Genomic DNA, 17,934 nt, shown 5'->3' with positions numbered 1-17,934 from the left:
GCTATGTCCTGGTTCAAGGCCCTGCGTGAGACCGCGAAGGCCGGGCTGACCGTGGACTTCTCGCTCACCAATCCGCGCCGGTCGCTGCGCGCCGCGGTCGCCGCCGGGCTGGTGATCTTCCCGACCATGGCGATCTACGGGCCCTCGCACGCCGCGTCCGCCGCGATGGGCGCGTTCATCGCCGGTGTCGCGACCTTCCAGCGCTCGTTCCGGCCGCGCGCCTCGCTGGCGCTGGTGGCGGGCGCCGGACTGGGCGCGTCGACCTTCCTCGGCTACGTCGCGGTCGGCATCACCGGCGCGTTCCCGGTGCTGCTGGCGCTGTGGGCGTTCGGCACGGGCATGGCCTGGGCGGTCAGCCCGACCGCCGGCGTGGTCGCCGCCAACACGCTGTCCGTGATGATGGTGGTGGTGCAGCTGCCGGTGTCGGTGTCCGCGGCGCTCGGCCACGCCGTGCTCTGCTCGGTCGGCGGCGGCGTGCAGGCCCTGGTGGTGACGCTGTGGCCGATCGACAGCTGGCGGGCGCAGCGCGACGCCCTCGCCGACATCTACGCCGGGCTCGGCGACTACGCCCGCAGCCTGCGGCACGACCCGGTGGCGCACGTCGACCCGGAGCCGTTCATCGTCGCCCGCCAGGCGGCCCGGCTGACCGCTCGGCAGGCCCGCCGCCGCCCGCCGGAGCTGCGCGGCCTGCGGACCATCGCGGAGCGTGTCCGGCCCACGCTGGCCGCGCTCGCCGATCCGCGGGTGGGGGCCGCCGAGGAGGGCCCGGAGCGGGACCGGGCCCGCGAGGTGCTGGCCGCCGCCGCCGACGTGCTGGACGCGCTGGCCCGGGCGATCCGCACCGGCGACCCGGTGCAGCTGCCCAGGGACACCCCCGGCCTGGCGCTGGCCCGCCCCGGCACCGGCGAGGACCTGCTGCGCGGCGGCGCCCGCCGCTCCGCGCGCCAGCTGTCCGGTCTGCTCGGCCGGGCCGCCGACCGGCTCGACCGGCAGGACCGCGGGGCCGTCCCCACCGCCGGCCGCGGCGCCGGCCTGCACCGCCCTTCGCTGGTCAAGGTGGCCCCCGCGGCGCTGGCCACCGTCGGCCGGCAGCTGCACAAGCATTCGGCGATCTTCCAGCACGCGGTGCGGATGTCCGGCGTGGTGACCTCGGCCTACCTGGCGGCCCAGCTGCTGGGCATCGAGCACGGCTACTGGGCGCCGATGGCCTCCGCCATGGTGATGCGCCCCGACTTCGCGCAGACCTTCAGCCGCGGCGTCGCCCGGGTCGCCGGCACCGTCGCCGGCGTGCTGGTGTCCACCGCCATCGTGCAGGTGTTCCAGCCCGGCGACTGGGTGCTGGCCGCGCTCGCCGTGTTCTCGATGGGCCTGTCGTACATGATGCTGAGCACCGGGTACGCGCTGCTGACGGCCGCGATCTCCTCGTACGTGGTGTTCCTGCTCGGCCTGCAGCCCGGCGAGCCGGTGCGGCTGGCGTTCGACCGGGTGGCGATGACGCTGCTCGGCGGCGCGGTCGCGCTCGGCGCGTACGCGCTGTTCCCGACCTGGCAGACCGCCCGGCTGCCGGAGCGGCTCGCCGAGTGGCTGGCCGCCGCCGGGCGGTACGCGGCCGCGGTGTTCACCGGGTACGGCGATCCGGCGGGCGGGCACGCCGAGAAGGACGTCCGGCCCGCGCTGCTGGACGTCCGGGAGACCCGCAGCGAGATGCTGGCCGCGCTGGACCGGGCCGAGCTGGAGCCCGTGCACCACTTCGCGAAGGTGCCGGAGCTGAGCCGCAAGCAGTTCGACCGGGCCCGCTCGGCGGTCGGCATGCTGGACCGCTCGATCGTCCTGCTGGAGGCCCACCTGCCCGCCGCGGACGCCGCGCCGCTGCCCGGCGCCGGCGCGTTCGGCGACGAGCTGCGGGACGCCACCGCGATCGCCGCCGCGGCGATCCTGCTCGGTCAGGACGTCGACTTCTCCGAGCTGCGCGAGGCCCACCGGACCTGGGACTACCTGCTGGCCTCGCTCCCCCGCGACGAGGGGATCGACGTCACCCGGGCCGGGGCGCGGCTGGTCATGCAGGCGCTCACCGAGCTGGAGAAGTCGGTGCGGACGCGCCCGCAGCCGGCCCGCGGCGAGCCCGTACCCTCGAGGGCGTGAGCGACACCTCGGTGCCCCAGCTGGGCGAGCAGTACGACGACGGCCAATTCACGGGGCTCCCCGACGACCGGGAGATCGGCGTCGGACCGCACCCCGAGCCGTGGCCCGACGATCCCCGCCTCGACCCCGAGCTGCTCGCCGCCGGCGACCGCCGCAACGTCGTCGACCAGTACCGGTACTGGCGGCACGAGGCGATCGTCGCCGACCTGGACACCCGGCGGCACGGCTTCCACGTCGCCGTCGAGAACTGGCAGCACGACTTCAACATCGGCTCCGTGGTGCGCACCGCCAACGCCTTCCTGGCGGGGGAGGTGCACATCGTCGGCCGGCGGCGCTGGAACCGGCGCGGGGCCATGGTCACCGACCGCTACCAGCACGTCCGGCACCACGACTCGGTGGCCTCGCTGGCCGCCCACGCCGCCGAGCGGGGGCTGCCGATCATCGGCATCGACAACCTGCCCGGCGCGGTGCCGCTGGAGACCTATCCGCTGCCCGAGCGCTGCGTGCTGCTGTTCGGGCAGGAGGGCCCCGGGCTGACGGCCGAGGCGTGGGAGCACTCGACGGCGGTCTGCTCGATCGCCCAGTTCGGCTCGACGCGTTCGATCAACGCCGGGGCGGCCGCGGCGATCGCCATGCACGCCTGGGTGCGGGAGCACGCCGCTGGCGCGCCCCCGCAGGGTTGAGCGTCTGTCAGGAGAACAGCAGCTTCCAGGTGTGCGGGCCCGGGTAGCCGTCCGCCTCGGAGCCGGTCCAGCCCTGGGCGCGCTGGAACGCCTCGACGTTGCGGCGGTCGGCCTCGCCCCAGGCCGGGTCCGGGCCCTGCCGGTAGGAGCTGCCGAAGCCCTTCTTCACCAGCTGCCGGCCCAGCTGCGCTATGTGGTCGTTGATCTTGCCGGGCCCGAACTTGTCCGTGCCGGGGAACGGCGGCGGGCCCGGGGCGGGCGGCGGCGACGGGGCGGTCACGGCGGGCGGGATGTCCTTGCCCTTGTGGTGGACCAGGAAGTCCCAGGTGTCCTTGCCCGGGTAGCCGTCGGCCTCCGCGCCGCGCCAGCCCTGCGCCAGCTGGAACGCCTCGGTGGCCCTGCGGTCGGCGTCGCCCCAGTCCGGGCTCGGTCCCTCCCGGTAGAACCGCCCGCCGCCGCGTTCCACCAGCATCCGGCCCAGCCGGGTCACGTAGTCGTTGACCTTCCCGGGCCCGAACCTGTCCGCGCCCGGGAACGCGTCGGCCCCGTCCGGCGCCGGCATCGGCAGGCTCAACCCCCGGTACCGGTACGGCAGGTAGCCGCTCGAGTTGCTCCAGTAGGCGTACGGGGTGCTGCGTTCGGTGGTGCCCGGGCGGGTCTGCTCCAGCGCCGTGTACTTGGTGTGCGCCGCGTCCACCCAGCCGCCGAACAGCACGGCGTGCGAGCCGCCCTGCGGGTCGTTCGCGTTGTTGTAGATCAGCACGTCGCCCGGCTGGAGGTCGTCCTCGGCGATCCGGTCGGCGAAGTCCGGCAGCGTCCAGGTGGTCTGACTGATGCCCAGGTTCCAGGCCATCGAGATGAACCCGGAGCAGTCCTGGCGGTAGCCGTCCGACCAGTACTTGGTCATGCTGTACGGCACCTTCTGGTCCACCCAGGCCTGGGCCCGGCGCATGATCTCCGCCCGGGTGGTGGCCGGCGGCGCGGCCACCGCCCGGGGGGACGTCGGGGGCTCGCCGAACGGGCCGGCGACCTGGCCCTGCGGCGAGTTCGCGGTCTGCGGGCTGCTGTCGGTGCGCGGCGCGGCCGCGACCGCCGACGAGACCGCCCCGCCGCCCAGCACACTGCCGGCGGCGGCGAGCAGCACCGCCGCCCGCCGCGCACCACGGGCCTGGATCGTGGCGCCGCGGCCCGACCGGACGGCGAGCTGCCGCGCCCGGACGCGGGCGGTGCAGCCGCCGCAGGCACAGGACTTGTCCGGTTCGACCTCGCTGAACTCCATCAGCACGGGGGACCTGCCTTTCCTCGGTGAGTGGGACTCACCTTTCACGGAGGTAGCAGCAAGGACCAGCTGATGGGCGGTCGGAGTGGGCGAAACGGGTGAACGGCGGGGTGGTGGTGCGGCGTGGTGCCGGGCCCGGCGGGCGCCGGCACGGCAGGGCTGATGGGCTGATGGGCAGTCAGGCCGGGTTCGGCGTCACTCCCACTGCCAGCGGATGCCCACCTGGCCGGGCTGCTGGTCGGCGGTGAGGACGTGGGCGCTCGCGGAAGCGCCGATCCAGAGGGGTTCGCGGTGGCGGTCGGTGTCGGTGCCGGGCGCGCGGTCGAAGCGTTCGCACTGGACGGGGACGGCGGAGGGGTCGAAGTGGACCTGCAGGACGTACTCCCGCACGGGGGCCGGGAAGAACCGCCCGTAGCTGGTGGTGGGGCCGGAGTCGGGGAGGTGCACCTCGTACTCGAGCACGGTGGAGTCGCCGAGGGCGAGCGGCCGGTCGAGCAGGAGCTCGGCGACCAGCAGTCCGCTGAGCGGGCGGCGCCGGATCCGGCCGAGGCGGGCGTGCCGGACGGAGGTGATCTCGGGGCAGGTCTCGACGCCCTCGTCGGACTTGTGGACCACGACGTGCCGGGTGACGCCGTCCACGGTGGCGCGCACCACCTGACGCATCCTCAGCACGTTGCCGCGGCGGGAGGCGTCGACGTAGTAGGCGTCGTGGATGGACTGCCGCTCCAGCTGGCCGGCCGGCGGGGCGTCGAGTTCGGCGAACACCTCGCCGAGCTCGGTCTCGCCGGGCCAGATCTGTTCGACCCGCAGGCCGTCGGGGGCCGGGCCCTGGGTGACCCAGCGGCCGCGCGGGCGGGGCGGTCCGAGCAGTGCGGTGAGCGCGGTGTGGCGCAGGCCGAGGAGCTCTTCCAGCAGGTGGACGGCGCGCAGCGAGGTGGCCCGTTCGGGCTGGCTGCGGCCGCGCCGCCAGTAACTGAGCGTGGTGACGCTGACCCTGACGCCCTGTTTGGCGAGCGCGGCGCGGATCCGGTCGAGGCTGAGGCCGCTGTGCTCGATGGCGGCGTTGAGGACCTCGGCGAAGCCGCCCTGCGCGATGGCGGGCGTGGCGGGCACAGTGGGCGTGGCGGGGACGGGAGTCGTGGGGGCGGCGGGTGCGGTGGCGGCGGACTGTGCGGATACGGGTGCGGTGGTGCTGCGGACGGCGGCCTGCGGGCCGGCCGGCGCGGCGGGTCCGGCCGGGGGCCGGTCACCGCCGTGTTCGCGCTGGCCGACCAGGCGGAGCCGGCCGGCGTGCTGTGGTTGCTGTGAGCCCATGCGACACCTTCCCCACCCGGCGGGTTCGGCGGGTTCGCCCCGGCTCCGCGGTGCGTCGGAGGTGCGCCGCCGAGTGTGTGGGAACCCTATGCAGGGTTGAGAGGCTACGTCATCAATCAGGACATATGACAGTGGTCACGACAAGTATTTCGCAGACGGATCGCGCCGGAAACACTCCTGACACACAGGTGCCGGGAGGACCCGTGAAGGCCCTCCCGGCACCCGTGCTGAGCGGCCGTCAGGAGACGGTGAGCGCGGTGTCGTCGATGACGAAGCTGGTCTGCAGCGAGGCGTCCTCGACGCCGGTGAACTTCACGGTGACGGTCTGTCCGGCGTACGCGGACAGGTCGACGGTCTTCTGGACGTACCCGGTGCTCTTGTCGAGGTTGGAGTACGTCGCCACCGAGGCGCCGTTCACCGACAGGGTGAGCTTGTCGTAGGCCGTGGTGCCGGTCTCGGCGGTGTCGACGTGCAGCCAGAAGCTGAAGGCGGCCTTGCAGCCGGCCGGGATGGCCACCGACTGGGAGACGGTGTCGGTGTGGGCCGAGCCGTAGCCGTTCATCCAGGCCTTCCAGGAGCCGCTGTGGGCGGCCTCGGAGGCGGAGTTGTCGACCACGCCGGTGCTGGTGGTCCAGGGGGCGGCGGTGCCGGTCTCGAAGCCGGGGTTGCCGAGCAGCTGGCCTGCGGTGCAGCCGCCGGTGGGCGGCGGGGTGGTGCCGCCGGTGCCGAGCAGGGCGCCCGCCAGGCCGTCGGCGATCGGGGTGCCCCAGCCGGTGACCTGGTCGTAGCCGGTCTTGGCGGCGAAGTCCTGGTTCGAGCCGCTGGTCACGTCGTGCAGCGAGGTGGCGTAGGAGCTGCTGTTGGCGACCGTGTACAGCTTCGGGTTGACCTCGCCCAGGACGGGCTTGGACGCGGCCTTGGCCTTCTGGTTGTACAGCGCGGCGAAGCCGGACCACAGCGGGGCGGCCGCGGAGGTGCCGCCGTAGACCTGCCAGCCGGCGGCGGTGCTGCCCTGGGTGTAGATCGCGAAGCCGCTGGCCGGGTCGGCGTTGGACGAGATGTCGGGCACGGTGCGCATGGTGCCGGTGACGTTGGTGCCGGTCTGCCAGGCGGGCTTGGCGAACTGGGTGGAGACGCCGCCGCCGGCGGTGCTCCAGGCGCTCTCCGAGCTGTAAGTGGTGCCGGAGACCTTCAGGTTGGTGCCGCCGACGCCGGTGTTGTACGGGCTGGAGGCGGGGAAGTCCACGGCCTTCACGGTGGAGCCCGAGGTGGAGCGGGTGCAGTCCCGGGAGCCGTCGTCGCCGGACGCCGAGAAGATCGAGATGCCCTGGGCGGCGGCCTGCTTGAAGGAGTTGTTCACCGCGGTCATCGAGGCGGCGGTGGTGTCCGGCTCGCAGGAGCCCCAGGAGATGGAGATGACCGAGACCCGGTTGTCCGCGACGATCTTGGCGGCCATGTCGATCTCGCCCTGGTCGGTGTTGGGCGCCTCGTAGACCAGCTGGGTGGCCTTGGGGGCGACGCCGCGCACGATCTCCGAGTCCAGCTCGACCTCGCCCTGGCCGTCGCCCGGCTTCGCGTCGTAGTTCGCGCCGTCCACCGAGACGGTGCTGACCGCCGGACCGGACAGGCCGAACTGGCTGTCGTAGGTGGTCAGGTTGGTGGACTTGTAGCCGTCGAACTCCCAGAGCGCCACGGTGCTGCCGGTGCCGTCCGCGCCCAGTTGGTTGAGGCGGTAGGCGCCGTCGTAGCCGGCCGGGCCGAAGCCGCTCGGGGTGGCGTGCGGGGCGGACGCCTCGGGCTTGGCGATCCGGGTGGTGCGCACGGTGTGGTCGTTGAGGCCGCTGACGCCCTCGACCACGCCGGCCAGCGCGGCCGGCACCGAGGCGGCGGCGTCGTTGGCGAAGAAGCTCCGGTTGCCCTGCTGCGGGTCGCTGTAGGTCGACTCGTGGGTGCCGAACGCGGCGGCGACCGCGGAGGTCGAGCCGGTGGCGTTCACCACCTGGCGGTTGGCGCTCACCGAGTCGACCTTCAGGCCCTGCGCGGTCAGGAACGCGCGCACCTGGTCCACGTCGGCCTGGGTCGGGCCGAAACGCTCGGTGAACTGCGTGGGCGTCAGATAGTGGCCGAATTCCGCGGTGCCGGGAGTGCCGACCGCCGAAAGGAAACGGTCCAGTTCCGCGGTGTTGCGCAGCTTCAGGCTGACCGCCACGGATATCCGGCGGTCGGCCGGAACGTCTCCCTGCTTGTGGGAGCGGGCCACCGCCGGCGTGACGGTCTGCGGCAGCGCCACCCGGGCACTGGCGTTCGGCGTCGGCGCCGCCTGGGCGGTGCCGACGCCCAACGAGACGGCGGTGAGGGGCAGGACGGCCAGGGCCGCGGCAAGGGCGAGCGAGCGGGGTCGCACGGGGGTCCTCCGGAAGTCTGGGGGCGTTCCGGTCTTCGAAAACGCTCGCCAAAATCTCTCAGAGGACTCTCAGGAATTGACCCATGCCTGAGCAATTGCTTACTAAAGAACAGTCAACTGTGGAGCTGTCGGGGCTTCCAGTTAATGAACAGAATTTCCGTCGATGAATTCAGTGAATATCAGGGGCGGCCCAGCCAGTGGCTGAGCGCGGCCCGCAGCTCGCCCCGGGTCGGGTCGACGCAGGCCCAGGCCGCGTAGCCGTCGGGGCGGACCAGCAGCACCGTGTCGCGCAGCTTGCCGTGCGGGTCGGCTGGGGCGGCGGTGACCACCCGGTCCGCCCAGGAGTCCGCCACCGACAGCTCGTCGTTGCTGATCAGCACGGCCTTGCCGGCCCGCAGCGCCTCGTGCAGCCGGGACGGGCCGCCGGGCACGTCCACCGCCAGCCGCAGGTCCGGGACCCGGCGGCCGGCCAGCGGGTGGGCGCCCTTCTCGGCGGGGTAGCTGTAGCCGATGCCGGAGATCTGCTTGGCGCCCAGCTCGGCCAGCGGGCCGAGGTGCCCGGCGGCCGCGCCGATCGCCGAGCGCAGCGCCCGGGTGGAGGCGTGCCGGCCGAGCGCGAGGCGCACCAGGGCGCCGGAGCTGCGCAGCACCGCCCGGCCGACCGGGTGGCGCTCGGTCTGGTAGGTGTCCAGCAGGGCGTCGGGGGCCCAGCCGCGGACGGCGGCGACCAGCTTCCAGCTCAGGTTGGCGGCGTCCTGCAGGCCGGTGTTCATGCCCTGGCCGCCGGCCGGGGAGTGGCAGTGCGCGGCGTCGCCGGCCAGGAACACCCGGCCGGAGCGGTAGCTGGTGGCCTGGCGCTCGTCGCTGTGGAAGCGCGAGCTCCAGCGGACCTCGGCCAGGCCCAGGTCGCGACCCGTCACCTGGCGCAGCAGGTCGGCGAGTTCGGGGACCACCACCGGGGCCGAGTCGGGCACCTGGTGGTCGCGGTCCCAGCCGATCACCCGGTACCAGCCGTCGCCGTAGGAGGCCAGGAAGGCGAAGCCGCGCTCGTCGGCGCCGGCCGTCAACGGCTCCTCGGGCGGGTTCTCCAGCCGGACGTCGGCCAGCATCACCGAGCGCACCACCGACTCGCCGGGGAACGGGATGCCCAGCAGGTCGCGCACCGCCGAGTGCACGCCGTCCGCGCCGACCGCGTAGCGGGCCCGCAGCCGCTGCTCGCCCTCGGCGGTGCGGACCGTCAGCGCGACGCCCTGCGCGTCCTGCCGAAGGCCCGTCAGTTCGGCGCCGCGGCGCAGTTCGGCGCCGGCCTTGACGGCCCGTTCGCGCAGCACCCGCTCGGTGTGGGACTGCGGGGTGACCAGGACGAACGGGAACCGGCTGGGCAGCGTGGAGAAGTCGATCCGGAGCCGGTTGACGGCCTGCAGCGAGCGGAGCGTCAGCCCGGTGGCGATCAGTTCGTCGGCCAGGCCGCGGGCGTCCAACTGCTCCAGGGTGCGGGCGTGCACGGCGAACGCCCTGGCCAGATTGGACTCTTCGCCGCGCTTGTCGACCACCGTCACCCGCAGTCCGGCCGCGGCCAGGTCGCCGGCCAGCAGCAGGCCGGTCGGGCCGGCTCCGACCACCACCACGTCCGCGGTGAACTCCGTCTCGGTCATCCGTCTCTCCCGTCGTCATACCTGGTCGGCCGGTGGTCAACGGACCGGTGTCCCACGGCTCCCGGGTTCTCAGCGCGCTTTCAGACTGCCATCATCGCGGCCCCATCCGGGGCTGTGAACCTCCTTCCCATGACTCAGCCAGCGATGCGTTCCGAGCTCCGTCCGGCCCCGGCGGCCGACGGCCGGGCCCCGGCCGACGCCGGGGTCGGGACCCGGCTCGTGGAGATCGTGGTACCCGTGTACAACGAGCAGCACTCGTTGGAGCGGTGCGTCGAGGAACTGCACGCCTACCTGTCGGAGACCTTCCCGTACGACTACCTGATCACGGTGGCCGACAACGCCTCGGTGGACGGCACTTGGGAGGTCGCCACCGCGCTGGCCGGGCGGATCCCGGAGGTCCGGGCGGTGCACCTGGACCTGAAGGGGCGCGGCCGGGCGCTGCGGCAGGTGTGGGGCGCCAGCGAGGCCGACGTGGTCGCCTACATGGACGTCGACCTGTCCACCGGCCTGGAGGCGTTCCTGCCGCTGGTCGCGCCGCTGCTGTCCGGGCACAGCGACCTGGCCATCGGCAGCCGGCTGCACCGTGGTTCGGCGGTGGTGCGCGGCCCCAAGCGGGAGTTCGTCTCCCGCACCTACAACTTCCTGCTGCGGGCCACCATGGCCGCCGGCTTCTCCGACGCCCAGTGCGGGTTCAAGGCCGGGCGCACCGAGGTGGTCAAGCGGCTGCTGGAGCAGGTCGAGGACAACGCCTGGTTCTTCGACACCGAACTGCTGCTGCTCGCCGAGGCGTCCGGCCTGCGGGTCCACGAGGTGCCGGTCGACTGGGTGGACGACCCGGACAGCCGGGTGGACATCGTCCGCACCGCGCTGGACGACCTGAAGGGCATGGCGCGGGTCGCCCGGCGCACGCTGGCCGGCCGGGGCGCCGTCGAGCTGCCGGCCAGGCGGCGGCCGTCCCGGGCGCCGTTCGGGCTGGGCCGGCAGGCCGTCAGTTTCGCGGTGATCGGGGCGCTCTGCACCCTCGCCTACGCGCTGCTGTTCCTGGTGCTGCGTCAGCTGGTCCCGGCGCTGGCCGCCAACGCACTGTCGCTTGGCGTCACCGCGGTGTTCAACACCGCCGCGAACCGGCGGTTCACCTTCGGGGTGACGGGCCGTCGGGACGCGCTCCGGCACCAACTGGAGGGCGGTCTGGCCTTCCTGGTCGGGCTGGCGCTGACCAGCGGGGCGGTGGCGGTGCTGCACGCGGCCGCCCCGCGCGCCGGGCACGGTGTGGAGCTGGGCGTGCTGGTGGCGGCGAACGCCGCGGCGACCCTGGTGCGGTTCGTGCTGCTGCGGGCTTGGGTGTTCAACCCCGGCCGTGTGCAGCGCCGTTGACTCCCTGTCCTCTCCCCCCCCTGGGGCAGGGAACAGCGGGCCCGGACGGTGTCCGGGCCCGCTGTGCTGTCCGTCCGGACTACTTGCGGATCTCGACGGTGCGGAACCGGTTGGCGACGAACGCGGCGTCGCTGTACGCGGAGTTGGCGGCCGGGTTGGCGCCGGTGCCGTGCAGGTCGGAGAAGGCCGCGGTCTGGTTGACGTACACGCCGCCGGTGAGGTTGAGCGAGAGCGAGACGCCGGCGTCCAGGCAGGCGTCGATCAGGGCGGTCTCGACCTCGGGGTCGGTGGTGTATGCGCCGGCGGTCATCGCGCCGTGCTCGACCGTGGTGCGGTGCAGCAGTTCGACGGCGGCGGCGGTGGACTCCACCGCGACGGCGAACGCGATCGGGCCGAAGCACTCGACGAGGATGCGCGACAGGTCGTCCGGCTTGTCCGCGTCGGCCTTCACCAGGGCGGGCGTGCGGATGGTCGCGCCGGGGAACTCCGACGAGGCCACCACCCGCGGGGCGAGGGCGAGTTCGCCCAGCTCACCGCCGGCCGCGGCGGCGCTGCGCTGCAGCACCCCGGGGTTGACCACGGCGCCGAGGATGGCGGCGGCCCGGGCGTCGTCGCCGAGCAGGCCGTCGATCGCGGCGGCCAGGTCGGTCACCACCTGCTCGTAGGAGCGCTCGCCGTCCTCGGTGCGGATGCCGGTGCGCGGGATCAGCAGGTTCTGCGGGGTGGTGCACATCTGGCCGCTGTACAGGCTGAGCGAGAACGCCAGGTTGTTCAGCATGCCGCGGTAGTCGTCGGTGGAGTCCACCACGACGGTGTTCACGCCGGCCTTCTCGGTGTAGACCTGCGCCTGCCGGGCGTTGTCCTCCAGCCAGTCGCCGAAGCCGGTGGAGCCGGTGTAGTCGATCAGCTTCACCTCGGGGCGCACCGCCAGCACCTGGGCGATCGCGGAGCCCTCCCGCTCGGCGGCCAGGCAGACCAGGTTCGGGTCGAAGCCGGCCTCGGCGAGCACCTCGCGGGCGATCCGCACGGTCAGCGCCAGCGGCAGCACGGCCCGCGGGTGCGGCTTGACCAGGACGCCGTTGCCGGTGGCCAGCGAGGCGAACAGGCCCGGGTAGCCGTTCCAGGTGGGGAAGGTGTTGCAGCCGATCAGCAGCGCGGTGCCGCGCGGCACGGCGGTGAACTCCTTGGTCATCACCAGCGGGTCGCGCTTGCCCTGCGGCTTGGTCCACTGCGCGGAGCGCGGCAGCCGGGTCTGCTCGGCGTACGCGTACGCCACCGCCTCCACGCCGCGGTCCTGGGCGTGCGGGCCGCCGGCCTGGAAGGCCATGCCGTAGGCCTGGCCGGTGGTGTGCATCACCGCCTGCGCGAACTCGTGCGAGCGGGCGTTGATCCGGGCCAGGATCTCCAGGCAGACCGCGGCCCGGGCGGCCGGGTCGGCCTTCGCCCAGGCGGGGCGGGCGGCCTCCAGCGCGGCCAGCAGCGCGTCCGGCTCGGCGTGCGGGTAGGCGATGCCCATGTCGATGCCGTACGGGGAGGCCTCCCCGGTCACCGGCTCGCCGCCGTCCGGGTGGCCCGGCAGCGCGAATTCCCGCCCCAGCAGGGCGTCGAAGGCGGCCTTGCCGTCGGCGGCGGCGTTCTCGCCGTACGCCTTGGGGAACTCCGGGTACGGCGACCAGTAGTCGCGGGACCCGGCCGCGGCGACTGCGCGGTCGAGGGTGTCCTGGTGGCGGGCGATCAGTTCGGCGACCGGCAGGGGGGTCGCAGCGGCCATGGTGCGCTCCTCACGGGGGCGGGGCGGGACACAGCTCAGGGTAACCGAACGATCGGTCGGTGCAAGGGTTCTTCGGAGGGCCGATCGGCAGGGCGGTGGTACCCGGCGTACGCGGCCCGCTCCGACCGGCGGGGCCGACGGCGTGTCCGGCCCGGGTGCGGGCCCGATCGGCGGATCCCGGCGGCGCCGCAGGCCGCTCACGCCGAACCGGTCGGGCGCGAGCGGCAGTCGTGCTCCCGGCAGCGGTCTACGGAATGCCGAGCTGGAAGATGACGTAGCCGGCGAACCAGCCGGAGGACAGCGCGGCGACGCCGAGCACGGTTGCCAGGTTGCGTAGCCGCACCCGGGCCAGCGCCACCGCGAGCGGGATCAGCAGCGGGAAGATCGGCAGCACGAAGCGGGACAGCGTGCCGAACATCTGCTGGCTGCCGAGCACCATCACCAGGGTGCCCACCGTGTAGACCGTCAGCACCAGCGGCGGGCGCTTGGACAGCAGCGACACCAGCAGGATCGGCAGGGCCAGCAGCACCAGGACCGCGATCAGGTCCTCGGTCGGGTACGTGAACAGGTAGTTGCTCTCGCCGCGCAGCACGTTGGTGGCGGCCCGCAGGGTGTAGCGGCCCCAGTCGAAGAAGTGCAGCCAGCCGCCGCGCTGCAGGGTGATGTAGCCGTCCAGGTGGCCCATCCGGTAGCCGACCCAGCCCAGGTAGCCGAGGCAGCCGATCGGTGGCAGCACGATCGCGGTGAGCGGCCCCGCCACGCCGTCGGAGCGTTTCCACAGGGCGATCGCGGCGGCCAGCGCCACGCCGGCGATCAGCGGGACCGAACTCGGCCGGGCCAGGCCCGCCATGAAGGTCACCACGGCGGCGCTCAGCCAGTTCCGGTCGATGACGAAGTAGCAGGCCCAGGCGGCCAGCGCGACGAACACCGACTCCGAGTAGACCGCCCACTCCACGCCGGAGCCCGGGAACGCCGCCCACAGGCCCGCCGCGATCACGCCCGCCCGGTGGCCGTACAGCCGGGACACCACGGCGAAGATGCCGGCCGCGGCGACGAACGAGGCGACGACCGACACCAGCATGCCCGAGCCGTACAGGCCGAGGCCGGTGCTGGAGACCAGCCGGATCAGCCCCGGATACATCGGGAAGAACGCCGCGGAATTCTGCTTGATGGTGAAGAATCCCTGATCCGGAATCAGCTGCGGGTCGTAACCGAGCTGTGCGACCTTCTGGTACCACAGGCCGTCCCAGCTGCCGAGCACGTCCCACGGATGGGCGCCGCCGCCGAAACGCGGGTCGTTGGTCAGGTAGTGGCCGTTGGTTTCCAGCAGCCACATGAAAGCGGCGAATCCGGCGAGTTTCACCGCGCCGAACAGGGCGAGTGCGGGGCCGAAACGCTCCAGGGCGCGGCGGAATCCGGAAGCCGCCGCGGAGCCGGGCTCCGACTCGTCGGCCGGGTCCGCCGCGACCCGGTCGTCGGTCTCGACCGGGACGCCGTCCTCGGTCGCGATCCCGTTCTCGGCGGCGGTCGGTGGACGACCAGCCATCCCTTGCCGGACGACACCCACGGGCCGCCTCCATCCTGTGCCATTTCGGGCCGCCGGGGGCGGCGGTGCGGATAGTGTAAGGCTGCGTCAGGCCTGCCCACAGGGGGTCCCGGGCGGGTGTGTCCCTCCCTGGCGGGGGGCGTCGCGGCCGTGGCGGAACCATTCCTGGTCGGGGCCGTACCAGCGGCGATCCGGGCCGTCGACAACGGCGCCGAATCAATGCCGGGAATTCCTGGGCGGAACTCGGCACGATTTGGCAAATCCGGCGGACTTGACCTGCTATTCCTGATCTTTTGTGCTGATTTCGGGCGGACGGAACTCCCGGGCGGGCGTTTCGGCGGGCGACCGGGAACCGCACCCCGGCTGACGGGGGCCGGCGGCCGGGGCGATACTCGTTGCCATGGCCGAAAACCTCACGCGCGCCTCCTACACGGTCGAGTCGCTGCTCGCCGTCACGGTGCGGGTCTTCAACGAGCGCGGTTACGACGGCACCTCGATGGAGGACCTGTCCCGGGCCGCGGGGATCTCCAAGTCCTCGATCTACCACCACGTGCGCGGCAAGGAGGAGTTGCTGCGGCTGGCCGTCGGGCGGGCGCTGGACGCGCTGTTCGGGATCCTGGCGGAGCCGAAGGCGGTCGAGGGACGGCCGGTGGACCGGCTGGAGCACGTGGTGCGGCGCACCGCCGAGGTGCTGCTGGCCGAACTGCCGTACGTGACGCTGCTGTTGAGGGTCCGCGGGAACACCACGACGGAGCAGTGGGCGCTGGATCGGCGGCGCGACTTCGACCACCGGGTCGCCGAGCTGGTCCAGGAGGCCGTCGGCGCGGGCGAGCTGCGGGCGGACGTGGAGCCCCGGCTGGCGACCCGGCTGCTGTTCGGCATGATCAACTCGGTGGTGGAGTGGTACCGGCCCGGCCAGCGCGGCTCGGAGGGCCTGCCGGACGCGGTGGTCCAGCTGGCGTTCGGCGGTCTGCGGGCGCGCTGAGCGGCCGGCTCAGGGGGCGTCCGAGGGGATGTGGTCGGTCTCCTCGAACACCAGCATGGTGCGGGTGCTGAGCACCTGCGGGATCGACTGGATGCTGCCCAGCACGAGCTCCCGCAGCTCCCGGTTGTCGGCGGTGTGCACCAGCATCAGCACGTCGTAGTCACCGCCGACCAGCGCGATGTGCGCGACGCCGGGCAGCTGCAGCAGCTGGTCGCGGACGGTGCGCCAGGAGTTCTGGACGATCCGCAGGGTGACGTACGCGGACGCGGCCTGCCCGGCCCGCTCGTGGTCGATCCGGGCGGTGAAGCCGCGAATCACGCCGTCCTCGACCATCCTGGAGATCCGGGCGTAGGCGTTCGCCCGGGACACGTGCACCCGCTCGGCGACCGAGCGGATCGAGGCGCGACCGTCCTGCCGCAGCAGCCGCAGGATCGACCGGTCGACACGGTCGAGTCTGGACACCTGTTCAGCCGACATGGCCCCCCACCCCTCGCGATTGGACGTGCTGGCCCCAGCAGACCGCCCTTTCGGCCGACTGTCCACCGTCTTGACGGGGATATGGTCAAGTTGAACAGACGACCGAACAATCGGTAGGGAGCCCCCACCACCCCGGAGGTGCCCCACATGACCGTTCTGGACCACAGAGATCAGGCCGACCCGGGCGTCGTGCCCGGCTGGCTGCCCGGCGCCACCGCGCCCCGCACCGACCCCGCCCCGCTGCTGCCGGACGACGAACCGCTGCGCGTCCTCGGCACTCCCGCCGCCGACAAGGCCGACCCCGCCCTGCTGCGCGAGCTGTACCGCCGGCTGGTCGCCGGCCGCCGCTACAACCAGCAGGCCACCACCCTCACCAAGCAGGGCCGGCTCGCCGTCTACCCGGCGTCCACCGGCCAGGAGGCCTGCCAGATAGCCGCCGCGCTCGCCCTGCGCAGTGACGACTGGCTGTTCCCCTCCTACCGCGACACCCTCGCCGTGGTCGCCCGCGGCGTCGACCCGCTGGAGGCGCTGACCCTGCTGCGCGGCAACGCGCACACCGGCTACGACCCGCGCGCCACCCGCACCGCCCCGCTGTGCACCCCGCTGGCCACCCAGGTCCCGCACGCCGTCGGCCTCGCCCACGCCGCCCGGCTGGCCGGCGACGACACCGTGGCGCTGGCCCTGCTCGGCGACGGCGGCACCAGCGAGGGCGACTTCCACGAGGGCCTGAACTTCGCCGCCGTGCTGCACGCCCCCGTGGTGTTCCTGGTGCAGAACAACGGCTACGCGATCTCCGTCCCGCTGACCCGGCAGTCCGCCGCGCCGACCCTGGCCCACAAGGCGGTCGGCTACGGCATGCCCGGCCGGCTGGTCGACGGCAACGACGCCGCGGCCGTCCACCAGGTGCTCACCGAGGCCCTCGAACGGGCCCGCGGCGGCGGCGGTCCGACCCTGGTGGAGGCGCTCACCTACCGGGTCGAGGCGCACACCAACGCCGACGACGCCACCCGCTACCGGCAGGCCGAGGAGGTCACCGCCTGGCAGGCGCACGACCCGATCCGGCTGTTGGAGGACGCGCTGCGCGAGCGCGACCTGCTGGACGACCGGCTGGTCGCCGAGGCCGGCGAGGAGGCCGAGGCGATGGCCGCCCGGATGCGCGCCGAGTTCCACGCCGACCCCGACCTCGACCCGATGTCGCTGTTCGCGCACGTCTACGCCGAACCCACCCAGCAGTTGCGCGAACAGGCCGCGCAACTGGCCGCCGAGCTGGCCGCGGAGGCCGAGGTGCACGCCCGATGACCACCGCCACCCGCGAACAGTCCGGCCTGCGCACCGGCACCATGGCGCAGGCCCTGAACACCGCGCTGCGCGACGCGATGCGCGCCGACAGATCCGTCCACGTGCTCGGCGAGGACGTCGGCGCCCTCGGCGGCGTCTTCCGGATCACCGACGGCCTGACCGCCGAGTTCGGCGCCGACCGCTGCCTGGACACCCCGCTGGCCGAGGCGGGAATCCTCGGCACCGCCGTCGGCATGGCCATGTACGGGCTGCGCCCCGTGGTGGAGATGCAGTTCGACGCCTTCGCCTACCCGGCGATGGAGCAGCTCGTCTCGCACGTCGCCAAGATGCGCAACCGCACCGCAGGGAAGCTCCCGCTGCCGATCACCGTCCGGGTCCCGTACGGCGGCGGCATCGGCGGCGTCGAGCACCACAGTGACGCCTCCGAGGCGTACTACGCGCACACCCCAGGCCTGCACGTGGTCACCCCCGCCACCGTCGCCGACGCGTACGGGCTGCTGCGGGAGGCGATCGCCTCCGACGACCCGGTGGTGTTCCTGGAGCCCAAGCGCCTGTACTGGGGCAAGGACGCGTGGGACCCGGCGGTCGGCGTGGAGCCGATCGGGAAGGCCGTGCTGCGCCGGCCGGGGACCTCGGCGGTGCTGGTCACCTACGGCCCGTCGCTGCCGGTCTGCCTGGAGGCCGCCGAGGCGGCCAAGGCCGAGGGCTGGGACCTGGCCGTGCTCGACCTGCGCTCGCTGGTGCCGTTCGACGAGGCCACCGCCTGCGAGGTGGTGCGTTCGCTGGGCCGGGCCGTGGTGGTCCACGAGGCCAGCGGCTTCGGCGGGGCCGGGGCGGAGATCGCCGCCCGGCTGACCGAGAAGTGCTTCCACCACCTGGCCGCACCGGTGCTGCGGGTCACCGGGTTCGACATCCCGTACCCGCCGCCGATGCTGGAGCACCACCACCTGCCCGGGGTGGACCGGATCCTGGACGCCGTCGCCCGGCTCCAATGGGAGGAGTGAT

Annotated in this window: 13 protein-coding genes; 6 read left to right on the top strand and 7 right to left on the bottom strand. The window is 73.4% G+C overall.

The window, feature by feature from the left end:
* The first annotated feature begins 3 nt into the window (after nt 1-3).
* Both ACI1MP_RS19040 and ACI1MP_RS19035 read left to right on the top strand, forming a co-directional pair.
* Nucleotides 4-2,142 (top strand): FUSC family protein, encoded by a 2,139-nt coding sequence (locus ACI1MP_RS19040; protein ID WP_404869097.1) that lies wholly within the window; start codon nt 4-6, stop codon nt 2,140-2,142.
* Nucleotides 2,139-2,825, top strand: coding sequence for a TrmH family RNA methyltransferase (locus tag ACI1MP_RS19035; protein WP_380333747.1), 687 nt, complete (start codon nt 2,139-2,141; stop codon nt 2,823-2,825). Before ACI1MP_RS19040 ends, ACI1MP_RS19035 begins: the two co-directional genes overlap by 4 nt.
* A 7-nt stretch (nt 2,826-2,832) precedes the next feature.
* Here the strand turns inward: ACI1MP_RS19035 and ACI1MP_RS19030 are convergent, their stop codons facing one another.
* The 4 genes from ACI1MP_RS19030 to ACI1MP_RS19015 all read right to left on the bottom strand — a co-directional run bounded on the left by ACI1MP_RS19030 (nt 2,833) and on the right by ACI1MP_RS19015 (nt 9,477).
* Complete coding sequence (locus ACI1MP_RS19030; RefSeq protein ID WP_404869096.1) at nt 2,833-4,104, bottom strand: peptidoglycan-binding protein; 1,272 nt, start codon at nt 4,102-4,104, stop codon at nt 2,833-2,835.
* Nucleotides 4,105-4,299: 195 nt separating this feature from the next.
* Nucleotides 4,300-5,418 (bottom strand): hypothetical protein, encoded by a 1,119-nt coding sequence (locus ACI1MP_RS19025; RefSeq protein ID WP_404869095.1) that lies wholly within the window; start codon nt 5,416-5,418, stop codon nt 4,300-4,302.
* A 238-nt stretch (nt 5,419-5,656) separates the two neighbouring features.
* Entirely contained in the window at nt 5,657-7,822 is a 2,166-nt protein-coding gene (locus tag ACI1MP_RS19020; protein ID WP_404869094.1) for a protease pro-enzyme activation domain-containing protein, read from the bottom strand.
* Between the two features lie 179 nt (nt 7,823-8,001).
* A complete protein-coding gene (locus ACI1MP_RS19015; protein WP_380333751.1) occupies nt 8,002-9,477 on the bottom strand; it encodes an FAD-dependent monooxygenase in 1,476 nt (491 codons plus the stop codon).
* Between the two features lie 129 nt (nt 9,478-9,606).
* Here ACI1MP_RS19015 and ACI1MP_RS19010 point away from each other — a divergent pair, with 129 nt between their 5' ends.
* Complete coding sequence (locus ACI1MP_RS19010; RefSeq protein WP_380333752.1) at nt 9,607-10,851, top strand: glycosyltransferase; 1,245 nt, start codon at nt 9,607-9,609, stop codon at nt 10,849-10,851.
* Between the two features lie 79 nt (nt 10,852-10,930).
* On the opposite strand, the gene paaN is transcribed toward ACI1MP_RS19010, so the two are convergent.
* Nucleotides 10,931-12,622, bottom strand: a complete 1,692-nt coding sequence (gene paaN / locus ACI1MP_RS19005; RefSeq protein WP_380333753.1) for a phenylacetic acid degradation protein PaaN — start codon at nt 12,620-12,622, stop codon at nt 10,931-10,933.
* Between the two features lie 247 nt (nt 12,623-12,869).
* The gene (locus ACI1MP_RS19000) at nt 12,870-14,168 is read right to left on the bottom strand and encodes a hypothetical protein (protein WP_404869093.1); all 1,299 of its coding nucleotides are present in this window, start codon (nt 14,166-14,168) and stop codon (nt 12,870-12,872) included.
* 400 nt (nt 14,169-14,568) lie between these two features.
* Here ACI1MP_RS19000 and ACI1MP_RS18995 point away from each other — a divergent pair, with 400 nt between their 5' ends.
* The gene (locus ACI1MP_RS18995) at nt 14,569-15,153 is read left to right on the top strand and encodes a TetR/AcrR family transcriptional regulator (RefSeq protein WP_380333755.1); all 585 of its coding nucleotides are present in this window, start codon (nt 14,569-14,571) and stop codon (nt 15,151-15,153) included.
* A 9-nt stretch (nt 15,154-15,162) separates the two neighbouring features.
* On the opposite strand, the gene ACI1MP_RS18990 is transcribed toward ACI1MP_RS18995, so the two are convergent.
* Entirely contained in the window at nt 15,163-15,630 is a 468-nt protein-coding gene (locus tag ACI1MP_RS18990) for an Lrp/AsnC family transcriptional regulator (protein ID WP_043915389.1), read from the bottom strand.
* 147 nt (nt 15,631-15,777) lie between these two features.
* Between ACI1MP_RS18990 and pdhA the strand changes: the two genes are divergently transcribed.
* Complete coding sequence (pdhA, locus tag ACI1MP_RS18985) at nt 15,778-16,929, top strand: pyruvate dehydrogenase (acetyl-transferring) E1 component subunit alpha (RefSeq protein ID WP_380333757.1); 1,152 nt, start codon at nt 15,778-15,780, stop codon at nt 16,927-16,929.
* Nucleotides 16,926-17,933, top strand: coding sequence for an alpha-ketoacid dehydrogenase subunit beta (locus tag ACI1MP_RS18980; protein ID WP_404869092.1), 1,008 nt, complete (start codon nt 16,926-16,928; stop codon nt 17,931-17,933). The genes pdhA and ACI1MP_RS18980 overlap by 4 nt, the downstream gene beginning before the upstream one ends.
* Nucleotide 17,934 lies beyond the last annotated feature (1 nt).

The organism is Kitasatospora griseola (assembly GCF_044999035.1).
Classification (GTDB): Bacteria; Actinomycetota; Actinomycetes; order Streptomycetales; family Streptomycetaceae; genus Kitasatospora; species Kitasatospora griseola.
Note: the sequence above shows the minus strand (reverse complement) of the source record. Positions and strands in the feature narration are given on the sequence as shown.